General features: G+C 39.9%; 16 protein-coding genes. All 16 read right to left on the bottom strand.

The genetic code is table 11. The annotated features are described in order from the left end of the window. Positions 1-434: 434 nt before the first annotated feature. Positions 435-701 (bottom strand): stage V sporulation protein S, encoded by a 267-nt coding sequence (locus tag AC0VXV_RS05795; protein WP_251689152.1) that lies wholly within the window; start codon positions 699-701, stop codon positions 435-437. An 852-nt stretch (positions 702-1,553) separates the two neighbouring features. Continuing rightward, positions 1,554-2,351: a TIGR00282 family metallophosphoesterase gene (locus tag AC0VXV_RS05790; RefSeq protein WP_413077816.1), complete on the bottom strand. Its 798-nt coding sequence runs from the start codon at positions 2,349-2,351 to the stop codon at positions 1,554-1,556. Positions 2,352-2,457: 106 nt separating this feature from the next. Continuing rightward, positions 2,458-3,189, bottom strand: coding sequence for an NAD-dependent epimerase/dehydratase family protein (locus AC0VXV_RS05785; protein ID WP_475530704.1), 732 nt, complete (start codon positions 3,187-3,189; stop codon positions 2,458-2,460). A 62-nt stretch (positions 3,190-3,251) separates the two neighbouring features. After that, positions 3,252-4,205 carry a glycosyltransferase family 2 protein gene (locus AC0VXV_RS05780; RefSeq protein WP_475530703.1) on the bottom strand — a complete coding sequence of 318 codons (954 nt, stop codon included), beginning with the start codon at positions 4,203-4,205 and terminating at the stop codon, positions 3,252-3,254. 27 nt (positions 4,206-4,232) lie between these two features. Further along, positions 4,233-5,144, bottom strand: a complete 912-nt coding sequence (locus AC0VXV_RS05775) for an ATP-grasp fold amidoligase family protein (RefSeq protein ID WP_475530702.1) — start codon at positions 5,142-5,144, stop codon at positions 4,233-4,235. Positions 5,145-5,641: 497 nt separating this feature from the next. Beyond that, positions 5,642-7,195, bottom strand: a complete 1,554-nt coding sequence (gene rny / locus AC0VXV_RS05770; protein WP_475530701.1) for a ribonuclease Y — start codon at positions 7,193-7,195, stop codon at positions 5,642-5,644. A gap of 580 nt (positions 7,196-7,775) precedes the next feature. Next, entirely contained in the window at positions 7,776-8,846 is a 1,071-nt protein-coding gene (recA, locus tag AC0VXV_RS05765) for a recombinase RecA (RefSeq protein WP_413077812.1), read from the bottom strand. Positions 8,847-9,012: 166 nt separating this feature from the next. Continuing rightward, positions 9,013-10,272 carry a competence/damage-inducible protein A gene (locus AC0VXV_RS05760; protein ID WP_475530700.1) on the bottom strand — a complete coding sequence of 420 codons (1,260 nt, stop codon included), beginning with the start codon at positions 10,270-10,272 and terminating at the stop codon, positions 9,013-9,015. A 278-nt stretch (positions 10,273-10,550) separates the two neighbouring features. Further along, entirely contained in the window at positions 10,551-11,129 is a 579-nt protein-coding gene (gene pgsA, locus AC0VXV_RS05755) for a CDP-diacylglycerol--glycerol-3-phosphate 3-phosphatidyltransferase (protein WP_350477316.1), read from the bottom strand. Between the two features lie 46 nt (positions 11,130-11,175). Continuing rightward, a complete protein-coding gene (locus tag AC0VXV_RS05750) occupies positions 11,176-12,078 on the bottom strand; it encodes a helix-turn-helix domain-containing protein (RefSeq protein WP_475530699.1) in 903 nt (300 codons plus the stop codon). Between the two features lie 48 nt (positions 12,079-12,126). Next, positions 12,127-12,915 (bottom strand): DUF3388 domain-containing protein, encoded by a 789-nt coding sequence (locus AC0VXV_RS05745; RefSeq protein ID WP_079525352.1) that lies wholly within the window; start codon positions 12,913-12,915, stop codon positions 12,127-12,129. A gap of 517 nt (positions 12,916-13,432) precedes the next feature. Next, entirely contained in the window at positions 13,433-13,690 is a 258-nt protein-coding gene (locus tag AC0VXV_RS05740) for a DUF3243 family protein (protein ID WP_475530698.1), read from the bottom strand. Positions 13,691-13,737: 47 nt separating this feature from the next. Beyond that, a complete protein-coding gene (gene ymfI, locus AC0VXV_RS05735) occupies positions 13,738-14,466 on the bottom strand; it encodes an elongation factor P 5-aminopentanone reductase (RefSeq protein WP_475530697.1) in 729 nt (242 codons plus the stop codon). Then, entirely contained in the window at positions 14,463-15,767 is a 1,305-nt protein-coding gene (yfmH, locus tag AC0VXV_RS05730; protein ID WP_475530696.1) for an EF-P 5-aminopentanol modification-associated protein YfmH, read from the bottom strand. The genes ymfI and yfmH overlap by 4 nt, the downstream gene beginning before the upstream one ends. 3 nt (positions 15,768-15,770) lie before the next feature. Continuing rightward, on the bottom strand, positions 15,771-17,033 hold the full coding sequence (yfmF, locus tag AC0VXV_RS05725) for an EF-P 5-aminopentanol modification-associated protein YfmF (RefSeq protein ID WP_475530695.1): 1,263 nt from the start codon (positions 17,031-17,033) through the stop codon (positions 15,771-15,773). Between the two features lie 844 nt (positions 17,034-17,877). Beyond that, positions 17,878-18,837 (bottom strand): ABC transporter permease, encoded by a 960-nt coding sequence (locus tag AC0VXV_RS05720; protein WP_475530694.1) that lies wholly within the window; start codon positions 18,835-18,837, stop codon positions 17,878-17,880. Position 18,838: the final 1 nt, after the last annotated feature.

The raw sequence follows: 18,838 nt of genomic DNA, 5'->3' as shown, positions 1-18,838 counted from the left end.
AGATGCTTTATCGAGCAGCTGTCGTATTGCACAGCCATTTTATAGTTTTTTCCTACATTAGTTTAACATGAAGTTTTCGTCTCTTCTATTGCAAATGTCATATCGAGTCAAAAAATCAGACCTTTGACGGAAAGTTCTGTACACAATTGTTTTGAATTAAAACAAGATTTCTATTCCCTAAAATTTATATGGGAAATCTTTTATTGGAGGACGATTGGTTATGGAAGATGGTTGCGTTCTAAAATAACTGAGACACGGTTTCAGATTATGGAGTGAGAAATTTTATTTTCTCGCAAAAGTGGCGAATATAAAATAAAATTGACGATTAAAACTCCCACCAATCTAAATCCCTTCTATTTAAATATACCCCGCAAACAAAAATACACCCGCTTAGCCCAGTTTGGGTGCTATGCGAGTGTATGGGTCTTCATGAATTAACGAGTTCTTTTTTCAACGAGTAGTTTTAATGCCGTACGATCTTCTCCTGCAATGATGATGTCCGCGAAAGCTGGCGCACAAATTAAATCTGTGCCGCTTGGGGCTACAAACCCTCGAGCGATTGCTACTGCTTTAATTGCCTGGTTTAACGCACCTGCACCTACCGCCTGCATTTCAGCAAACCCTTGCTCTCGTATAACCGCAACGAGTGCTCCTGCAACAGAATTAGGATTAGAACGAGATGATACTTTTAATGAATCCACAGCTATTTCCTCCTCATCTAGTACTGCTTTATCTTTTTAGGCAATTTTTATTGCCTGTACGTCATTGTATGCGCTTTATGAAGCAATTAGAATCCGTTTTTTACAACTACTGTAAGAAATTATTCAGCGTAACGGTAATCTTTATAATCTTTATAATAATCACTCAATTTTTTACAGTTATTTACACTTATATTTCCTGCCAGGATTTGCTTGCCAGTCACGGTTAATAATGGAGGCGAATCGATAATGCTGATGTGATATTAATTTTCATTCTCTTTTATTGAACAATTGTTTTCGCAAACATGGATTTTGTTCATTTTCTTCAAAAAAGAGAGTAGACCTTGTTCTTGACAAAGTTCTACTCTCCTGTAATTTTATAGCGTAAGGGGGGGTACTATTATTTTATACATTGAGCGAGATGACAAGCGATACGATACAAAAAATAATAGCGACGATAATACCTGATTTCCATCGCTCTTTCATCACATGCCCCCTTCTTTCTGTTTGTTAGTGTACTAAACTATTGATATAGTAGTTTAAACATATTCATCAAGCTTTGAAACTATTCATATTAGTTATCTCATTTTCTGAACATGACTTGTCAATTCTCCAAAATAAACGAATAAGAGTCGCAACTATAATCCCCTTTATCTTCTATGGTGGATGCCAAAAAGTATCTGTTCTTTTACAAAGTATTTTAATTCCCGAGTATCTATTCTAATATAATCCTCGTAGTTCACAGTAAGCCTCTAAAATTTTCTCTCCTTAGAAAATTGAATAAAACACCTATAACTAAATCCTAAGGCAACTGCCTTTCTTGTTTAGTAATAGGTGTTCTAGATTTATATTCAATTAAGCTTGAAACGGATTATCTTCATTGATCATTACACGTTCCTGGCGAATTGCTTTTCCTGTTTTGTCGTCAATTTCTACAAAGAAGGCACTTAATACAGCGCGACCTTTTTTCGGTACTTCATAGCGTGCCGGCATGTTTGTTAGGAACTTATAAATAACATTGTCTTTTCCCATACCTAACACTTCATCATATGGACCTGTCATACCGACGTCAGTTATATATGCTGTACCACCCGGGTAAATACGGTTGTCCGCTGTTTGAACATGCGTATGTGTTCCGACAACGACCGATGCTTTACCGTCCAGATGCCAGCTTAATGCGATTTTTTCGCTCGTTGCTTCAGCATGGAAATCAACAAATACGATTGGCGACGTTTTTTTCGCTTCTTCAACCATTTCGACTGCCATCGCAAACGGATCTTCATGCGGCGGTAAAAATACGCGTCCGTGCAGATTAATAACTGAAATCGTCACACCGTTTTTCGATACTTGTGTCATACCGCGTCCAGGTGCATCTTTCGAAAAGTTTGCCGGACGCACTAAGTAATCCGCATCATCTATAAAATCAAAAATGTCTTTGTTGTCCCATGTATGATTGCCCATTGTAATGACATCGACACCCATTTGCAGTAAATCATTATATATCGCACGAGTAATGCCGCGCCCTGCTGCAGCGTTTTCCCCGTTTGCAATAACAACATCAAGGTTATATTTTTTCTTTAATCGAGGCAAATACTGCTCTACCGCATCGCGACCAATTGAACCGACGATATCGCCAATAAATAATACTTTCATTTTATAAAACCACTCTTTCTCTTCTTCAACATCTAATCATTTTATCACTTTTTGTACATTGTACGCAAAAAAACTGCTACAAAATGAATTGTAACAGAGTAAGAAGCTAACATTTTGAGTTTTCATGCCAATTCCAGGCGTCTTCAATCATTTCATGTACATTTTGTTCAGCCTGCCATCTATGCTCCGGTTGCATGTTTTTTGAACTAACCTCAGACAAATCATACATCCTAAATGATGGCTTCTCCCTCTCCAACGCTTCAAGTGCCCTAACATGCGAATTTGCTACATCGCTCACATTATTAAAGCCACGGTTGCCTGACCCATCAATCGCAGATTCCGGTTTTTCACTAACCGCAGCCTGTAAACCAGTGCTCTTACAGTAACGGAGAACGATCCCATTCATATCATAAGCTTTTGTATAAACTTCCAACATCTGTTCAATCATACATTTATGTCCTTGTAAATCATTTCCTCCTGAACATGCCATAACGGCTGAAGAGAGCAAGATATTTTTCACTCTGCACGCCCGCATGACTTTCAATAACGCTAACGTACCGCCGACATTATTTTCATAGTAATATTCAGGATTCCCCATTGCCTCGTTGACTGAGTCCGATGCTACAAAATGGAGTACAGATTGAACCGGAAACAATGTAAATATTTGCGTTAACCGTTTTTGGTCCGATAGATCGCCTTCAATAAAAATAGCCCGCTCATCGACTGCTCCGCGATGTCCCGTGGATAAATTATCATACACAACGACCGGCCCTTTTTCCAGTAATAAATTTACGACATGGCTCCCAACAAAGCCCGCGCCACCAACGACTAATATCACAAATATTCCTCCTTATCCAGCTTCGAATTTTACTTGTAGTGTAACGAATTCTCTCCCTCTATTTAAGCCCTTACTTTATGAACCAACCGGAAAAATGCCGGATACACCCTCATTTTCACTAACGGTTTCATAATGCGCAGATTCCAAGGAAGCTGGGAAAAATTTTTGCTTTCCCGGATAATTTGACGTTCCAGTGATTTTACTTGGCGTGTATTGGACGTCGTTAACAATACATGATGATAACGGTGAATATATAGACGTAAATTTAATCCCTCAATTACATTACGATATTGCCTTTTATCAAAGAACTGCTTCATTTGTGCATATGTTTGTGCATGTGAATGGGCAATCGACGGGCTATAATTTTTCATCAGCATATCCTCATATTGCACAAAGTTATACTGCGGTTCATTTACAATGGCTATCTTTTTCGCAAACGATAAGTACTGCGCAATAAAACCGACATCTTCAAAAAACGGATGATTATCAAAATATAATCGCTCCCCCATAATGATAGAACGTAAAAACAGTTTATTCCAAGGCACGATATACGCTTCATTGTGCTTTGTAAGATAGTAATTAACAGGGTTCGGTTTGGTTAAAAGCGCTTCATTTACTTTCACTAGTTTTTTGCGTTCCGTTTCCGGCCAGTATTTCGTATAGCCGCACAGTACGAGATCTGCATGTTTCTGCTCAGCTCGCTGCACAAGCTTCTCATACATCGTACTCTCCACAAAATCATGTCCATCAACAAAGGCAATATATTTACCTGTAGCTTCCTGAATTCCGTAATTACGTGCTTCACTTAACGTAAGATTTTGCGCATTAAATAAAATAAAACGTTCATCTATACTAACGAATTCTTCACAAATAAGAGCCGTTCCTTTAGAAGAACCATTATTCATAATAAGCACTTCGATTCCTTGCAATGTTTGCTGCTGCAGGCTTTTCAGACATTCTCTTATCGAATATTCAACATTATGTGTTGCCACAATAATAGACACAATCGGTATCATGGAAATCCTCCTAAACAGTAAAAGTGATTAATATTTGGAACGGGCTACAGAAACTGGATGCCTTGATTTTTCTATATCCAAATCAAGCCATTGCCCAAGCTTCAGACAGTCATCTTCTTGAATTTGGTTATTTAAACAAGCGTCCGGTGTGAACGTAAAGTTGTTAAAGTAAACTTTCTCGTCTACTACCTTTAAATCTATCCGCACATACGTAAACGGCTTACTAAGCTTTTTCGCAATGGCGAGCAGTTCGTCCAATTGCTCGGGCTTTACTTTTCCTTCATCAAACGGATACTTTTTCTTTACATAATTCGTATTGAACCAATCTGGTGTTAACATGAGCGTTTGCTCTTTCGGTGTAAAGCGGTGGAAAGTAGATTCAATAATCTTCGGCACCCCATGGAAACAATGAATGTTGTATTCTTGTGTATCATTGCCAGTTGTCGGTTCGATAAAACGCTCGATTATTATTCTAGGCAGTATCGATGCATAGTGAGGTTCCGCATATTTCAGCGAATAATCCGTTTCCATCATTTCCGCTAATTGCCGCCTTGTTTCCCGATAATCCATTTCCCGTTTATTCTCACAAACAATTGTCATGCCATCTCCGTGAGAACATTTCAGCACAAATTTTCTCGGCAGTTGCTCGAAAATAATATCTTCTACTTCATCAAAAATACCGATCAGCGGCGGCAGTAAATAGTTGTAGCCGACTGTGATCATATATTCGCGAGCTTTCACTTTGTCAGTAAATCTTCTTTTAAATTCAACATCTTCAAATAGTTTGAGCCACATTAATTTTTCATTAAAGGTTTTTGGGTTTTCCAAGTTTAAACGGGTTTTGAATCTGTTCCAATATAATAATTTACTTGCGGCAATTGGGGATAGCTTTACGACTTGTGTGAATGCATAGCGCTTTGCATGTAAAGGGATTTGCATAAACGTATCACAGCTCCTTCTATTATTTTTTCACATTACTAATTGGTTTTAATTAAAGTAAATTAGTGGAATTTTGCTGTGAATAATAGAGTGGGAAAGTTAAGGAAGTTGTATTTGAATAGTTATTTCTATGGTTCGTTAACTCTTAACGGTCTTAGTGCATTAAAATTGACTCTATAAATATCTTTTTAATAGTATAGTCTCGAAACATCTAATATATACCTACTATTCAAGTTTTTCTTCTATAAAATGTAAAATAGTATTTAGAATATTGTCATCTAAAATATCTTTTCATTCTCTACATAAAATTTAGCTTTAAATTATAACACTCCAAAGTTAAATCGGTAATTTCACCTGATACATTAACACATAGTGTTTACATATAGGCAATTCAAAGTGGAAATGAGAAATTAAAATGTTTATAATAAAAAACCCCCATTTCATAGATTAGTTTCTACGAAATGGGGGTTTTTAAAAAATATAAAATACTATTATTATTACTTCGCATACTCCACAGAACGTGTTTCACGAATAACTGTCACTTTGATGTGACCTGGATAATCGAGTTCTTCTTCAATGCGTTTGCGGATATCTCGCGCTAAACGATGTGATGCCAGATCATCGATTTTTTCAGGTTGTACGATGATACGTATTTCACGACCTGCTTGAATCGCGAATGATTTTTCAACACCGTCATAGCTTTCCGAAATTTCTTCCAGCTTTTCAAGGCGGCGAATATAGTTTTCTAATGTTTCACTGCGGGCACCTGGGCGAGCTGCTGATAATGCATCTGCTGCTGCTACAAGTACTGCAATAACTGAAGTTGCTTCTGTGTCACCGTGGTGGGAAGCAATTGAGTTAATAACAACTGGGTGTTCTTTATACTTCGTTGCCAGTTCCACACCGATTTCCACGTGGCTTCCTTCAACTTCATGGTCAATTGCTTTACCGATATCATGCAGTAAACCTGCACGACGCGCTAATGTCACATCTTCGCCTAGTTCAGCAGCAAGTAATCCTGCTAAGTGGGCTACTTCGATTGAGTGTTTCAATACATTTTGACCATAGCTTGTACGGTATTTCATACGACCAAGAATTTTCATTAAATCCGGATGCAGATTATGAATACCTACTTCAAATGTTGTTTGCTCCCCTGTTTCGCGGATCTGCTCATCCACTTCACGGCGAGATTTTTCAACCATTTCTTCAATTCGTGCCGGGTGAATACGACCATCTTGAACTAGTTTTTCCAATGCAAGACGAGCTGTTTCACGGCGGATCGGATCAAAGCCGGATAAAATAACAGCTTCAGGTGTATCATCAATAATTAAATCGATACCTGTAAGTGTTTCTAATGTACGGATGTTACGGCCTTCACGACCAATGATACGGCCTTTCATCTCATCATTCGGCAGATTTACAACGGACACAGTTGTTTCTGCAACATGGTCAGCTGCAAAGCGTTGTAATGCAAGTGATAAAATTTCTCGAGCCTTTTTGTCCGATTCTTCTTTTGCACGCAATTCCGATTCTTTTGTCATTACAGCGATATCTGTAGAAAGTTCGTTTTCAACTTCCTTCAAGATAACCTCTTTCGCTTCTTCGCGCGTCAGAGCTGCAATGCGCTCAAGCTCAGTCTTTTGACTTGCAACAAGTTGTTCTACTTTGCTTTCCATCTGTTCAATATGCTGTTGTCTGCTAGCCAGAGCTTCTTCCTTACGCTCTAAGCTTATCTCTCTTTTGTTCAGAGTATCATCTTTGCGGTCAAGGTTTTCTTCTCTTTGCAATAAACGGTTCTCTTGTTTCTGAAGCTCTCCACGACGGTCACGAATGTCATTTTCCGCTTCAGTTCGAAATTTGTGAGTTTCATCCTTTGCTTCAAGCAGTGCTTCCTTTTTAAGTGCATCTGCTTCACGTTTCGCGTCTTCCACGATTTGTTCGGCAACATGCTTTGCACCAGTCACTTTTGATTCATTCACGTTTTTCATGTAGAAATAGATAACAGCGACACCGACAGCGAATCCTAGCAAAGCAGGGAGTATCATTTCCATAATATCGTTTCCCTCCTATGCCTATATATGTCTGATGTTCTCTTAGTCGGCTAAATATATCTGAATTGTTCAAACATACCGCCTATTCATTTCAAAATTTAGAAATTATACATTTTAATTGTATAGTTCAAAATAAGGTATGTCAAGAATAGCCATGGTTTAAGGGGTTTTTTATATTTTTTGGGGTTGGGCTGCGAAAGTAGAAGATTTCGGTCGGAAAGTGGAACTGTCAAGGTGGAATGGAGGATTTTTCCGGCTTAATGTGGAATGCTCTGGGTTTAGTGGAAATTCCCTCAAGATATGTAGAACATTTCTCCCCTTATGTAGAACAAGTGACTCTGTAAGTAGAACACTCCTCCTTTATCTGCCGGCTTCCCAGGGAAAGTAGATCTATTCAGCTTAAAGTGGAAAGCTCTACACTTAAAGTAGAATCCCCCGCACGATATATGGAACGTTTCACCCCAAATGTAGAATCAGGGACCCCAGAAGTAGAACGCTCATTTCCGTCTATTCCGTAACTGCCTTCCCGTACAAAAACAAACAAAAACCCAAGCAAACTACTTCGCTTGGGTCTGTAACATTATTCTTTTTCGTCTTCGAATAATTCTAGTTCATCCAGTTCTTCTTCGTCAGTTGTATCGTTGGCGCCGATTGTGTAGCCTAGTTCGCCGATACCGAAATGTTGACGGATTTTTTCTGTTACTTCTTCTTTGATCGCAGGGTTTTCTTTGAAGAATTGTTTTACATTTTCACGACCTTGGCCAATTCGTTCGCTGTTGTAAGAATACCAAGAACCGCTCTTCTGGATGATGTCCAGTTCTGCACCGATGTCGACGATTTCGCCTTCTTTTGAAATCCCTTCACCGTACATAATATCAACTTCCGCTGTACGGAATGGTGGTGCTACTTTATTTTTTACGACTTTGATTTTTGTTTTGTTACCGATAATTTCCGTACCTTGCTTAATCGCTTCACCGCGACGTACTTCTAAACGGATAGAAGAGTAGAATTTAAGGGCACGTCCACCTGTTGTTGTTTCCGGGTTACCGAACATAACACCGATTTTTTCACGAACTTGGTTGATGAAAATAGCAAGCGTATTCGATTTGTTAATAACACCTGATAATTTACGTAATGCCTGTGACATTAAACGTGCTTGGAGACCCATGTGCGAGTCACCCATTTCGCCTTCGATCTCTGCTTTTGGCACTAATGCTGCTACAGAGTCGATTACGATAATATCGATCGCGCCAGAACGTACTAATGCTTCCGCGATTTCAAGTGCTTGTTCACCTGTATCCGGCTGTGATAATAATAATTCGTCAATGTTAACGCCTAATTTTTGTGCGTATACTGGGTCAAGTGCGTGCTCAGCATCGATAAATGCTGCTGTACCGCCGTTAGCCTGTATTTCTGCGATGGCATGTAATGTAACTGTTGTTTTACCAGATGATTCTGGTCCGTAAACTTCTACAATACGTCCGCGCGGGTAACCGCCTATACCTAGTGCTGCATCAATTGCGATAGAGCCTGATGAAGTAGTATCGATTTTGTTGTTCGAGTTCTCACCCAACTTCATAACAGAACCTTTACCGAATTGTTTTTCTATTTGTTTTAACGCCATATCTAATGCTGCTTTACGATCGCTCAAACTATTTCCTCCTTAAGAAAAAGCTTTATTTAACTTATGTCTCTATTATACTTGCTAATGAGATAACATTCAAGAAAAAAGCGAACATATTTTCGCTTTTCCTTTGAATGTTTCTAAATGCCTTTATATCAATAACCAAACCGTATTTTTCAAAAGAAACTGACAACTAAATCAGCTTTTTGTAACCTTGATTCGCTAATTCTCTCATTAAATAGCTGAACGTAAACTTCACCGCGCGGATCCGGTTTGTATTTCTTGAACCGGTTAATTGCAGTCGATACGTTAATGGCTCTGTGTCACCAATTTTAATACCAACCCAGATAGATCCCGCAGGCTGTCCGTCATGATCCCCCGGTCCTGCTGCACCCGTCAGTCCGACACCGATATCTGTACCGAACTTTTCACGGACTTGTGTCGCCATTGCCGTAGCACATTCACTGCTGACGATTCCGTATTCATCAAGCAGTTCACCGGAAATACCGAGGTGCTTGATTTTCGCTTCTTTCGTATACGTTACGACACCGCCGATTAATGCGGATCCGACACCCGGAACTTCTGCCAGCTCCGACTGGAACAGACCGGCCGTTAAACTTTCGGCAGCGGAAACAGTCAATTCATTTTCAAGAAGCATTTGCACAAGCTTGAAGCCTAATGATTCATCATTTACCCCGTAATAGTATTCTCCGACAATATCGAGAATTTCACGTTTCTTCAATTCAATTAGACGGAAAGCCTGTGGTTCATTTTGAGCTTTTGCGGTAATGCGCAAAGTTACTTCACCATCTGAAGCAAGTGGGGCAACGGTTGGATTCGTCTGTTCATCCAAAATGTTCTGTATGCGGGTTTCCAGGTCTGCTTCGCCGATACCGTAAAAACGAAGTACATGCGATAAAATTACCCCGCCGTCATGTAGAAGTGCCGCCAATTTTGGCTTCGTTTCATATTGGAACATCGGCTCGAGTTCTTTTGGTGGACCCGGCAGTAAAATATAAATACGGTCATTTTCCTCTAAAAACATTCCCGGTGCCATCCCGTGCTGGTTCAGCAAAACATCACAGCCATCCAGTACAAGCGCCTGTTTCCGGTTGTTTTCCGTCATTGGTCGTCTTTGCTTCGAGAAGAACTCTTCAATTGCAAACAGCGCCGTTTCATCAAACACTAATGTACGATTCAAATGTTTCGCAATCGCTTCCTTCGTTAAATCATCCTTCGTCGGACCTAAACCACCTGAGAAGATAATAATGTCCGCTCGCTGTTCCGCAATTTTGATTGCCTCCAAAAGCCGCGCCTCGTTATCTCCCACAACTGTATGATAATAAACATTAATGCCAAGTTCCGAAAGCTGGCTCGAAATAAATTTCGCATTCGTGTTGGCGATTTGCCCTAATAATAATTCCGATCCTACCGCTATAATTTCTGCATTCATTCCTAAAACCCCCTATAGATCAATTTCGCCTTGGCGTAATTGAGTCCAGATTTTTTGAGAATACGCTCTAGCGTATACTCAAAAGTACCTTTAGAAAATCTGTGACATCTGCCAGAGGCTTTTCTTACAGCAGTTGTGTTGGCAACTGCTGTAAAAATAAAGAAAAACTAGATTAGAAAAACATTCCTCGCATTCACGAGTCTTGTTCTATCTTTTATGGATACTTATTACTATTACCTATCCTAAAAGAAATTCTAACCTAGTTTTAGAAATTTTATTTATTTTGAATCCAATAATGCACGACGGTTTAAATAGAAATAATCCCATCCAGACCATACTGTAAAGAATAATGCTACATAAAGCATAATCATATCAAAAGGTATGCCAACTAATGTAAAAATCGTATTGTGTAAAATTAATGCAGAAATCGCCACGATTTGGGCCCAAGTTTTAATTTTACCAAGCTGGTTTGCCGCTACGACTTCCCCTTGTCCTGCTAAAATCAGTCGAAGTCCCGTTACCGCGAATTCACGCGAAATAATGATAATGACAATCCATGCAGGTGCCAGGTCGATTTCCACCAATAAAATAAAGGCAGCAGAAACGAGCAGCTTGTCTGCAAGCGGGTCCAGAAACTTTCCTAAGTTCGTCACTAAATTATATTTGCGGGCATAGTAGCCATCTACCCAGTCCGTTGCCGAAGCGAAAATAAATATCAGTGCCCCCACAAAGTAGTTCACTTGCATTTCCGCGCCAAACAGCGTCATATTGCCCCAACCAAAATCAAACATCATTACAATCACAAATAGTGGGATCAATAAAATGCGCGAGACTGTAATCTTATTTGGAATGTTCATTTGCTAACACCTTTCGTCTAAAGAAAAGAGCCATCTATTTAGATGACTACTCTCCTTGTCCTTCATTCACTAATTTTAAAATCACGTTTTGAGAAACCATATCTTGTGCGTAAGCTAATTCTACATCATTTACGTAAACTTTTGCCACTTTTGAGTTTCCTAAGCGAATACGTGCATAACCGTTTGCCGTTGAATCATGTTCTACTACTTCTCCAGCTTTATAGACACGTGCATTTACTTGCTCTTGGCGGTTTTCATTACGAATACCAACCCATGTATCACCTGCTACTTCAACACGAATCTTCAAACTGTCTGTTCCTGATACTTCAAATGTTGAATCTTCGCCTTGTACAACACCTTCACTGACTGTTTGCGCTGCTACCGGCTCTTCTGTGACAGGTTCTTCAGGTTCAACGGTTTCTTCAGCATCTACTTCTGTGTTTTCTTCGTTGTCTTCAACAGGTTTTGTTGGTGTTGAATTTGGATTTTGTTCGTATTCGATCGGTTTATTGTCTTCTTCTACTACATCTGGCACACTGCCCGTTTTTTGGATGTATAGAGTTGTAATTACAATAATAATGACAATCGCAAACAATGCGACGATCAATTTCGGCATTGCTTCCATCATCTTATTGCTCGATGTCGCTTTCATATTGCGGCGACTCGGACTTTGTGTGAATGATTGGGCGACCTCTTCTTTTTGCATTTCCGGAATATCTTTTCGATACTCAGTTAATACTTCATCCGCATCCAGTCCGACTGCTTCGGCATACTGCTTGATGAAGGCACGTACATAGAAAGAACCAGGCATAATTGTATAGTTGCCTTCTTCGATTCCTATTAGATAACGTTTTTGGATTTTAGTGATATTTTGTAAATCATCTAAACTATAACCTCTAGCTAATCTCGCTTCCTTCAAGCGAGCTCCTAGTTCCGTCAAAAAAAACACCTACTTTTAATATATTCAAATAAAGTTGGCACTAAGCCCTCTTATTTACTAAAAATCAAACCCGCCAAAATGGTCTGTACTCGATAACATATTATTCTTTTCGATAATTTCATATGTTATTTCTTCATCCGGCTCATGGCGCAATTCGATAATATAGTCAAAATCTTCTATTTTATATGATGAATGCTGTACGAACAGATCTGGATGCTCAATGACTTTAATCGTCGGCATACCCATGATTTCCCGAACTAACTGCTGGTGGCGTTCATCCGTCGAGCGACGTGTTACGGCACCGTCCAATATAAAAATATTATTCCCATTAAACTCATCGCCCATTAACGTATTCCGGACGGTTTGTTTAATCATAGTAGAAGAAATGAAAATCCATTTTTTATTCGCGCACACACTTGCAGCAACGATTGATTCTGTTTTTCCTACACGCGGCATTCCACGGATCCCAATTAATTTATGCCCTTCCTTTTTAAATAATTCGGCCATAAAATCAACTAAAATTCCTAATTCGTCACGTACGAACCGGAATGTATTTTTTTCATCCGCATCTTTCGGTATATAATGCCCATGCCGAACAGCCAATCGATCACGCAGTTTTGGCTCACGAAATCTTGTAACATTTATATTTTCCATTGTTGAGACGATTGAAATAAAACGCTGGATAGATTCTTCGTTCTCTGTAGATAACAGCATTCCTCGATGCTCCTCATCCACACCGTTAATCGAGACAATATTAACGCGAAGCATTCCTAACAGCGATGCAATATCTCCTAATAAACCTGGTCGATTCACTTGAATTTCATATTCAAAATACCATTCGCCCATTTTGTATCTGTCCCCTCATAATAGAAACGTATTTATTTCTTACAAGTTCCATCATAGCGGATTTTCTACCTATTGAAAAGTTAGAAAGCCACGTTTTTGTTAGTTTTCTTGAAATAATTTTTGAAAAACGCGTTCTAGAAGTATCAATGTTGGACAATCGTGCATTTACAGTTGGAGATTGGTACTATTAGAAAATGATGCAAGGAATTTTTGTTTATAAGAAGGGGAATTTATTAGACTTTCTCATTAAGTTATTCGTCAATATCTATGGAATAATCGCCACTTTTTATGTAGGTTAATTTATTCACCACTTCTATAGAGATATTCGTCAGTTTTGACCATTTAATCGTCAACGCAACGGGCTTATTCGCCATTTTATAGTGATTAATCGACAATCATGAGTATTTAATCGTCAATTCCATATTTAATCGCCAATTCAGAGCTCATTCGCCACTTTCGTATACATAAAAAAATGCCGCTCACTAATGCAGCGAGTGACATTTTTTCGTAAAACTAATTAGTGTGTTGCTTTATTTTGAACGAGCTTCATAATACAGCTTGCAATCGCTTGCTTTTCGTCCTTTTCGGCAACAGACCATAAGTCAGATAACACGCGCTCTTGCTCATTTTGTGGGTCAACGTTTTTCGCAAGATACTCGCCAATCTGAACTGCGGCTTTCTCAATCATTTTATTAGGCATGCCGCTTTCTTTTGCATCGGATACTTGTTTACCTAAGAAGCTTGTCCACTGTTCCCAGTTTTGTAAAATTCCCATTTGCTTTCCCTCCTCTCGCACAAATAGTATGTGCGGATATCGGGAAATTATATGTACCAGCCACCATTAACTCGAATTATTTGTCCTGTTACATAATCAGCGCGTCCGCTCAAATAAAAAGCCGCCATATTGGCAATATCGAGCGCTTCGCCAAATGATTGCAAAGGAATTTGGCTTTCGATCACTTCGCGTTCCTCGGCATCGAACTTTGCGTTCATCTTCGTATTAATAATTCCAGGTGCAATCGCGTTAACTCGAATGCCGCTAAACGCCGCTTCCTGAGAGTATGCTTTCACGAAGCTGTGCTGTGCGCCTTTTACAGCTGAGTAGGCAACTTCGCCTGCTGCTCCGACGTCTCCCCAGATCGAACCAATTACAAGCACATAGCTGACTTTGTTCGCTCGTAATTTGCCTGCGAGCAGTGCCGTCGTCCGCATCGGATTTTGTACATGGACGTGCCAAAGTTTCGTCATTTCCTCGGCTGGTGTGTTTTCCAGTAAATCATAAAATGCATGGCCGTTCGCAAAAACGATCGCCTGCAATGAATAAATTTGGGCGGCAATTTGCTCCGCCCCGGTGTCACTGCTGAAATCTGCTTTTACCGGGATAAACTCCTGATCCCGAAAGTTCTCGGTAAACACTTGAAGCATACTGTCAATGACAGTATGCCCAGTATGATAATGCAGATAGAGTGACCAGCCATCCTGTGCTAACTGCTGGCAAATTGCTTGCCCAATCGTACCTGAAGCACCGCAAACTAATGCAAACTTCTTCATTTTCGATCGCGCCCGCTAACCGGCATGATCGTAAACACCGTTTGCTGTTCTTCGCCTTGAATCGTTGCGAATGCTTTTTCGATATCTTCGACTGTAATTGTTTCAAGCACCGGTACAACATCAAACAAGTTCATGTCGTTGAACTTGTAACGTGTAAACTGGTTGGCGATAAATTCGATGGAATTTAGTGCACGCAGGAAGAAACCGATTTTTTTACGTTTAATACGTTCTACATCTTCAGAAGTGAATAAGTTTCCTTGCTCTGTTTCTGCCAGCTTTTCTTTAATCAATTTGGCAAGCTGTTCCGGCTGCTCTGAATCCGAGCCGATCAGTGCAAATCCATAGCCGTTTTCCAATGAGAAATCATAGCCGTATGACTCGTCAATTAAGCCGTTTTCATACACATCTGTATAGAACGATGAAGCGCGGCCAAATAAGCATTCAACGCCGATTTGTACAGCAAGTTCATGCTTCAGCATTTCTTCGCCGCTTAAATCAACCTGCTTCGCCTTTAATCCGACATACACTTTTGGCTTTTGAACATCCATATGAAGCACGCGCTCTTTTTCCGCCACATTTGATGGTTCTTCATCAAACAGACGCTTCAAATCAGTCGGCTCCTGGAACGTCTTTTTGTTTTGGTTGTTTTCAATAAATGCCATCATTTCAACAGGGTCTACTGCACCGATTACGAACAATAGCATGTTTGATGGGTGGTAGAACGTATTGTAGCACGTATACAGATGCTCGGCTGTAATTCCGTCAATTGAATCGATCGTGCCGGCAATATCAATTTTCACCGGGTGGTTGTGGTACATATTTTCAATCGCACCAAAATATAAACGCCAATCCGGCTGATCATCGTACATTGTAATTTCCTGCCCGATGATGCCTTTTTCTTTATTTACCGTTTCTTCCGTGAAGTACGGCTCCTGTACGAAATTCAGTAATGTTTCCGTACTTTTATAAATATGGTCCGTTGCAGAGAACAGGTACGCTGTGCGGGTGAATGATGTGAACGCATTCGCCTGCGCGCCTACTTCACTGAACTGTTGGAATACATCCCCGTCTTCTTTTTCGAACATTTTATGCTCTAAAAAATGTGCAATCCCATCAGGAACAGTAATCGGCTCTGTTTCTCCGATTGGTACGAATGTACGGTCAATCGAACCATACTTCGTTGTGAATGTCACAAATGTTTTTGAAAAGCCTTTTTTCGGCAAAATGTATACGTCTAATCCATTGTTTAGCTGCTTGTAATATAATGTTTCATCTAATTGCTGGAATTCAATTGTTTCCATGGATTACTCCCCCTTACCGCATAAGAAATACGTTGCTTCTAATTTAATATCCTGTGCCACTTTTTGCACATCTTCTTTTGACACAGATTGCCAGCGTGCAGTCCACGTATCCATAGTAAACGGTTCGTCTAATACTTTGTATTGGTCAAAAATTTCGATTTGGCCACGAGGTGAATCCAATGCTTCTTTTAACTGGTTAATGAGCATCGCTTTCGTTTGCGCCAATTCCAAATCGGTAATTTCACCGTTTTGCATCACTTTTAACTGTTCGGCAATTAATTTGCGTGCCTTTTCTTCATTTGCCGGCTCAATACCTGACACCACAAACAGTAACCCGTATTGTGAAGAATAAGAGCTTGATGCATAATAAGCTAAACTTTCTTTTTCACGGACATTCATAAACAGTTTTGAGTGGGCATATCCGCCAAAAATACCGTTGAAAATTTGCATGATTGGGAAATCTTCATCGCCAAATCGTACTGGTGTCGAGTAGCCGATATGCAGTTTCCCTTGTTTCATTTCCTGCGTTTCTTTCGTGTACGGTTCAATGTTTGCTGGAGTTGTTTCTTCTTGTGTTTTTGGTAGCGCATTACGTTCAGCAAATGCGAATGCTGCTTTTAACTTTTCTGCCATTTCTTCTACATTAATATCACCGACAACGTAAATATCAATGACATCATTTGCTAGCATATCTTCATATGTTTTTGTCAATGATTGTGGTGTAATTGCTTTTACGGCTTCAATATTACCGTTTGCAGAAAATGATGCTGCACTGTTTGGACGGATAATTTCTGTTAAACGTTTTTGTGCGTAGCGTGACTTGTCATCGAAAATTGATTGGATACGTTGGATGACCATTTCTTTTTCACGGTTGACAATTGATTCTTTAAATACGCCGTTTTCGTAGTTCGGTTTGAAGATCGCTTCCTGGATCAGGTCGATTACTTCATTTAATACATTGCCATGCGATAAATATTGGTCATTTACTGTTTCGACATTTAATAGTACTGTATGTTCCTGACCGCGCTTTGCTGTGTCAAAATACAATACTGTGCCGAACAGGTCATCTAAATAGCTGCGGTAACTTGCCGATGTTGGAAATTTTTCGTTGCTGTGCTGCAGAACATTCGATAATACTGTACGCTGTGCCGCTGTTTCTTCATTTAATGGTGCTCTCCATTTGATCGAAAAGTTCACCGTTTTAAATTGGGCGGTTTGTCGTATATGAAGCGAAACACCTTTCGCAATTTCTGTTGTTAAAAACAAAAAAACTCCTCCTGACTACCTCGTGAATATAAATATAAATGCTTCTTCTCTACTATACATGTGTTGCCTTGATTTGTGCAAAGTTATTATCCGTACTAAGTGTTCCCTAATTCGTGACATTTATGAATAAAAAGTATGAACAGTTAAAATTAAAAATATTTCTTTTTTCAAATAAAATTTCTTTACGCTTTCTGCGTTTCTTAATGGGGGTCGTTGTGCTGCGTTACGGGAGGCCAACACGATGTTGGTCACGAATGCGTTGTCACACGATGTGACGCCCTTAGCATTCGTTCCTTTATTCTTTTGGGGGCGTGGCTCCAACTAACTTGATGTATGCCTCTACGGCGGCATACATCAAGTGGATTTTCCGCGCACGCTTAACCCCCAAGGAGTCGGCCCCTCCACTCCGCACAACTATGGTTTTATATAAGGTTCGGGCTTCTTATTCAATTTGAATCAAGGTACGGTGAATTTTATTCCCTTTAAATTCAAAGTTCACGCTTAAACGCAACTTGGCTAATACTTTCTCCCGTAACGTGGCTAATAAATTCCACGCTTTCTAATTTACCAGCGATTCGTTCTTCTTTGAATAGTTTCTACATTAGCAGTAGAACTTTCTACTTTCTCCCGTAACTTGGCTAATAAATTCCACGCTTTCTACTTTACCGGCGATTCGTTCTACTTATCTTTGAATAGTTTCTACATTAGCCGGAGATCTTTCTACTTTCACTTCAAGATGTTCTACTTTCCCCTACAACTCGGCTAATAAATCTCCCCGCCCCACTCAATCAACACAAAAAACCGCCTGTACAAATCCAATTTGTACAGACGGTTGTTTTTATAATTAGCGTTTTCCTTTGATGTATGGGACGCCTGATGCTTTTGGTGCTACTGCTTTTCCTACGAAGCCTGCTAATGCCAGGATTGTCAGGACGTATGGTAGGACTTGCAGGATTACTGGTGGGATCTCCTGAATGTATGGGATGTTCCCTCCACCGATACTTAATGTTTGTGCCAAGCCGAAGAATAGTGCGGCACCTAATGTTCCGATTGGATGCCATTTACCGAAGATCATAGCGGCGATGGCGATGAATCCTTGTCCGGCTACTGTTGATGCAGAGAAATCACTAGATGATGTCATGGCTAATGATGCACCACCGACACCTGCTAACGCACCGGAAATCATAACGCCGATGTAGCGCATTTTCGCTACGTTAATACCCATTGTATCTGCTGCCATCGGGTGTTCCCCAACTGCGCGGATACGTAAACCGAATGGCATTTTGTAAAGCACGAACCACGCACCGATTGCCACGATGAACGCGATAATAGTTGTTGAATATACGTTATGGAACAGCAATGGTCCTAAAAACGGTATATCGGATAAATACGGTATTTCAAAACGTTGTAATGGTGCTTGAACCATATCTGTTTGACCTTTACCGTAAATCAGTTTTACTAAGAAAACTGTAATTGCTGCAGCAAGCATGTTTAGTGCAACACCCGTTACAGTTTGGTCTGCACGGAATGTTACTGCTGCGATTGCAATGATTAGCGAGAAAATTGCTCCTGCTAATAATGAAGCAAGTAATGCAAGCCAAATTACGTTTCTACCAAAGTCATCATAGTATTCTAAGTTGATATAAATACCTGTAAATGCACCGACAATCATTAACCCTTCAACACCAAGACCGATTACCCCTGCACGCTCCGAGAATAGAGCCCCGATACCTGTTAAAATAAGCGGTGTTGCGTATAAAAGGGCAGAAGGGACGATAAAGTATAACACTTCTAAAAAGCTCATG

This window comes from Solibacillus sp. iso_87 (assembly GCF_056173085.1).
Note: the sequence above shows the minus strand (reverse complement) of the source record. Positions and strands in the feature narration are given on the sequence as shown.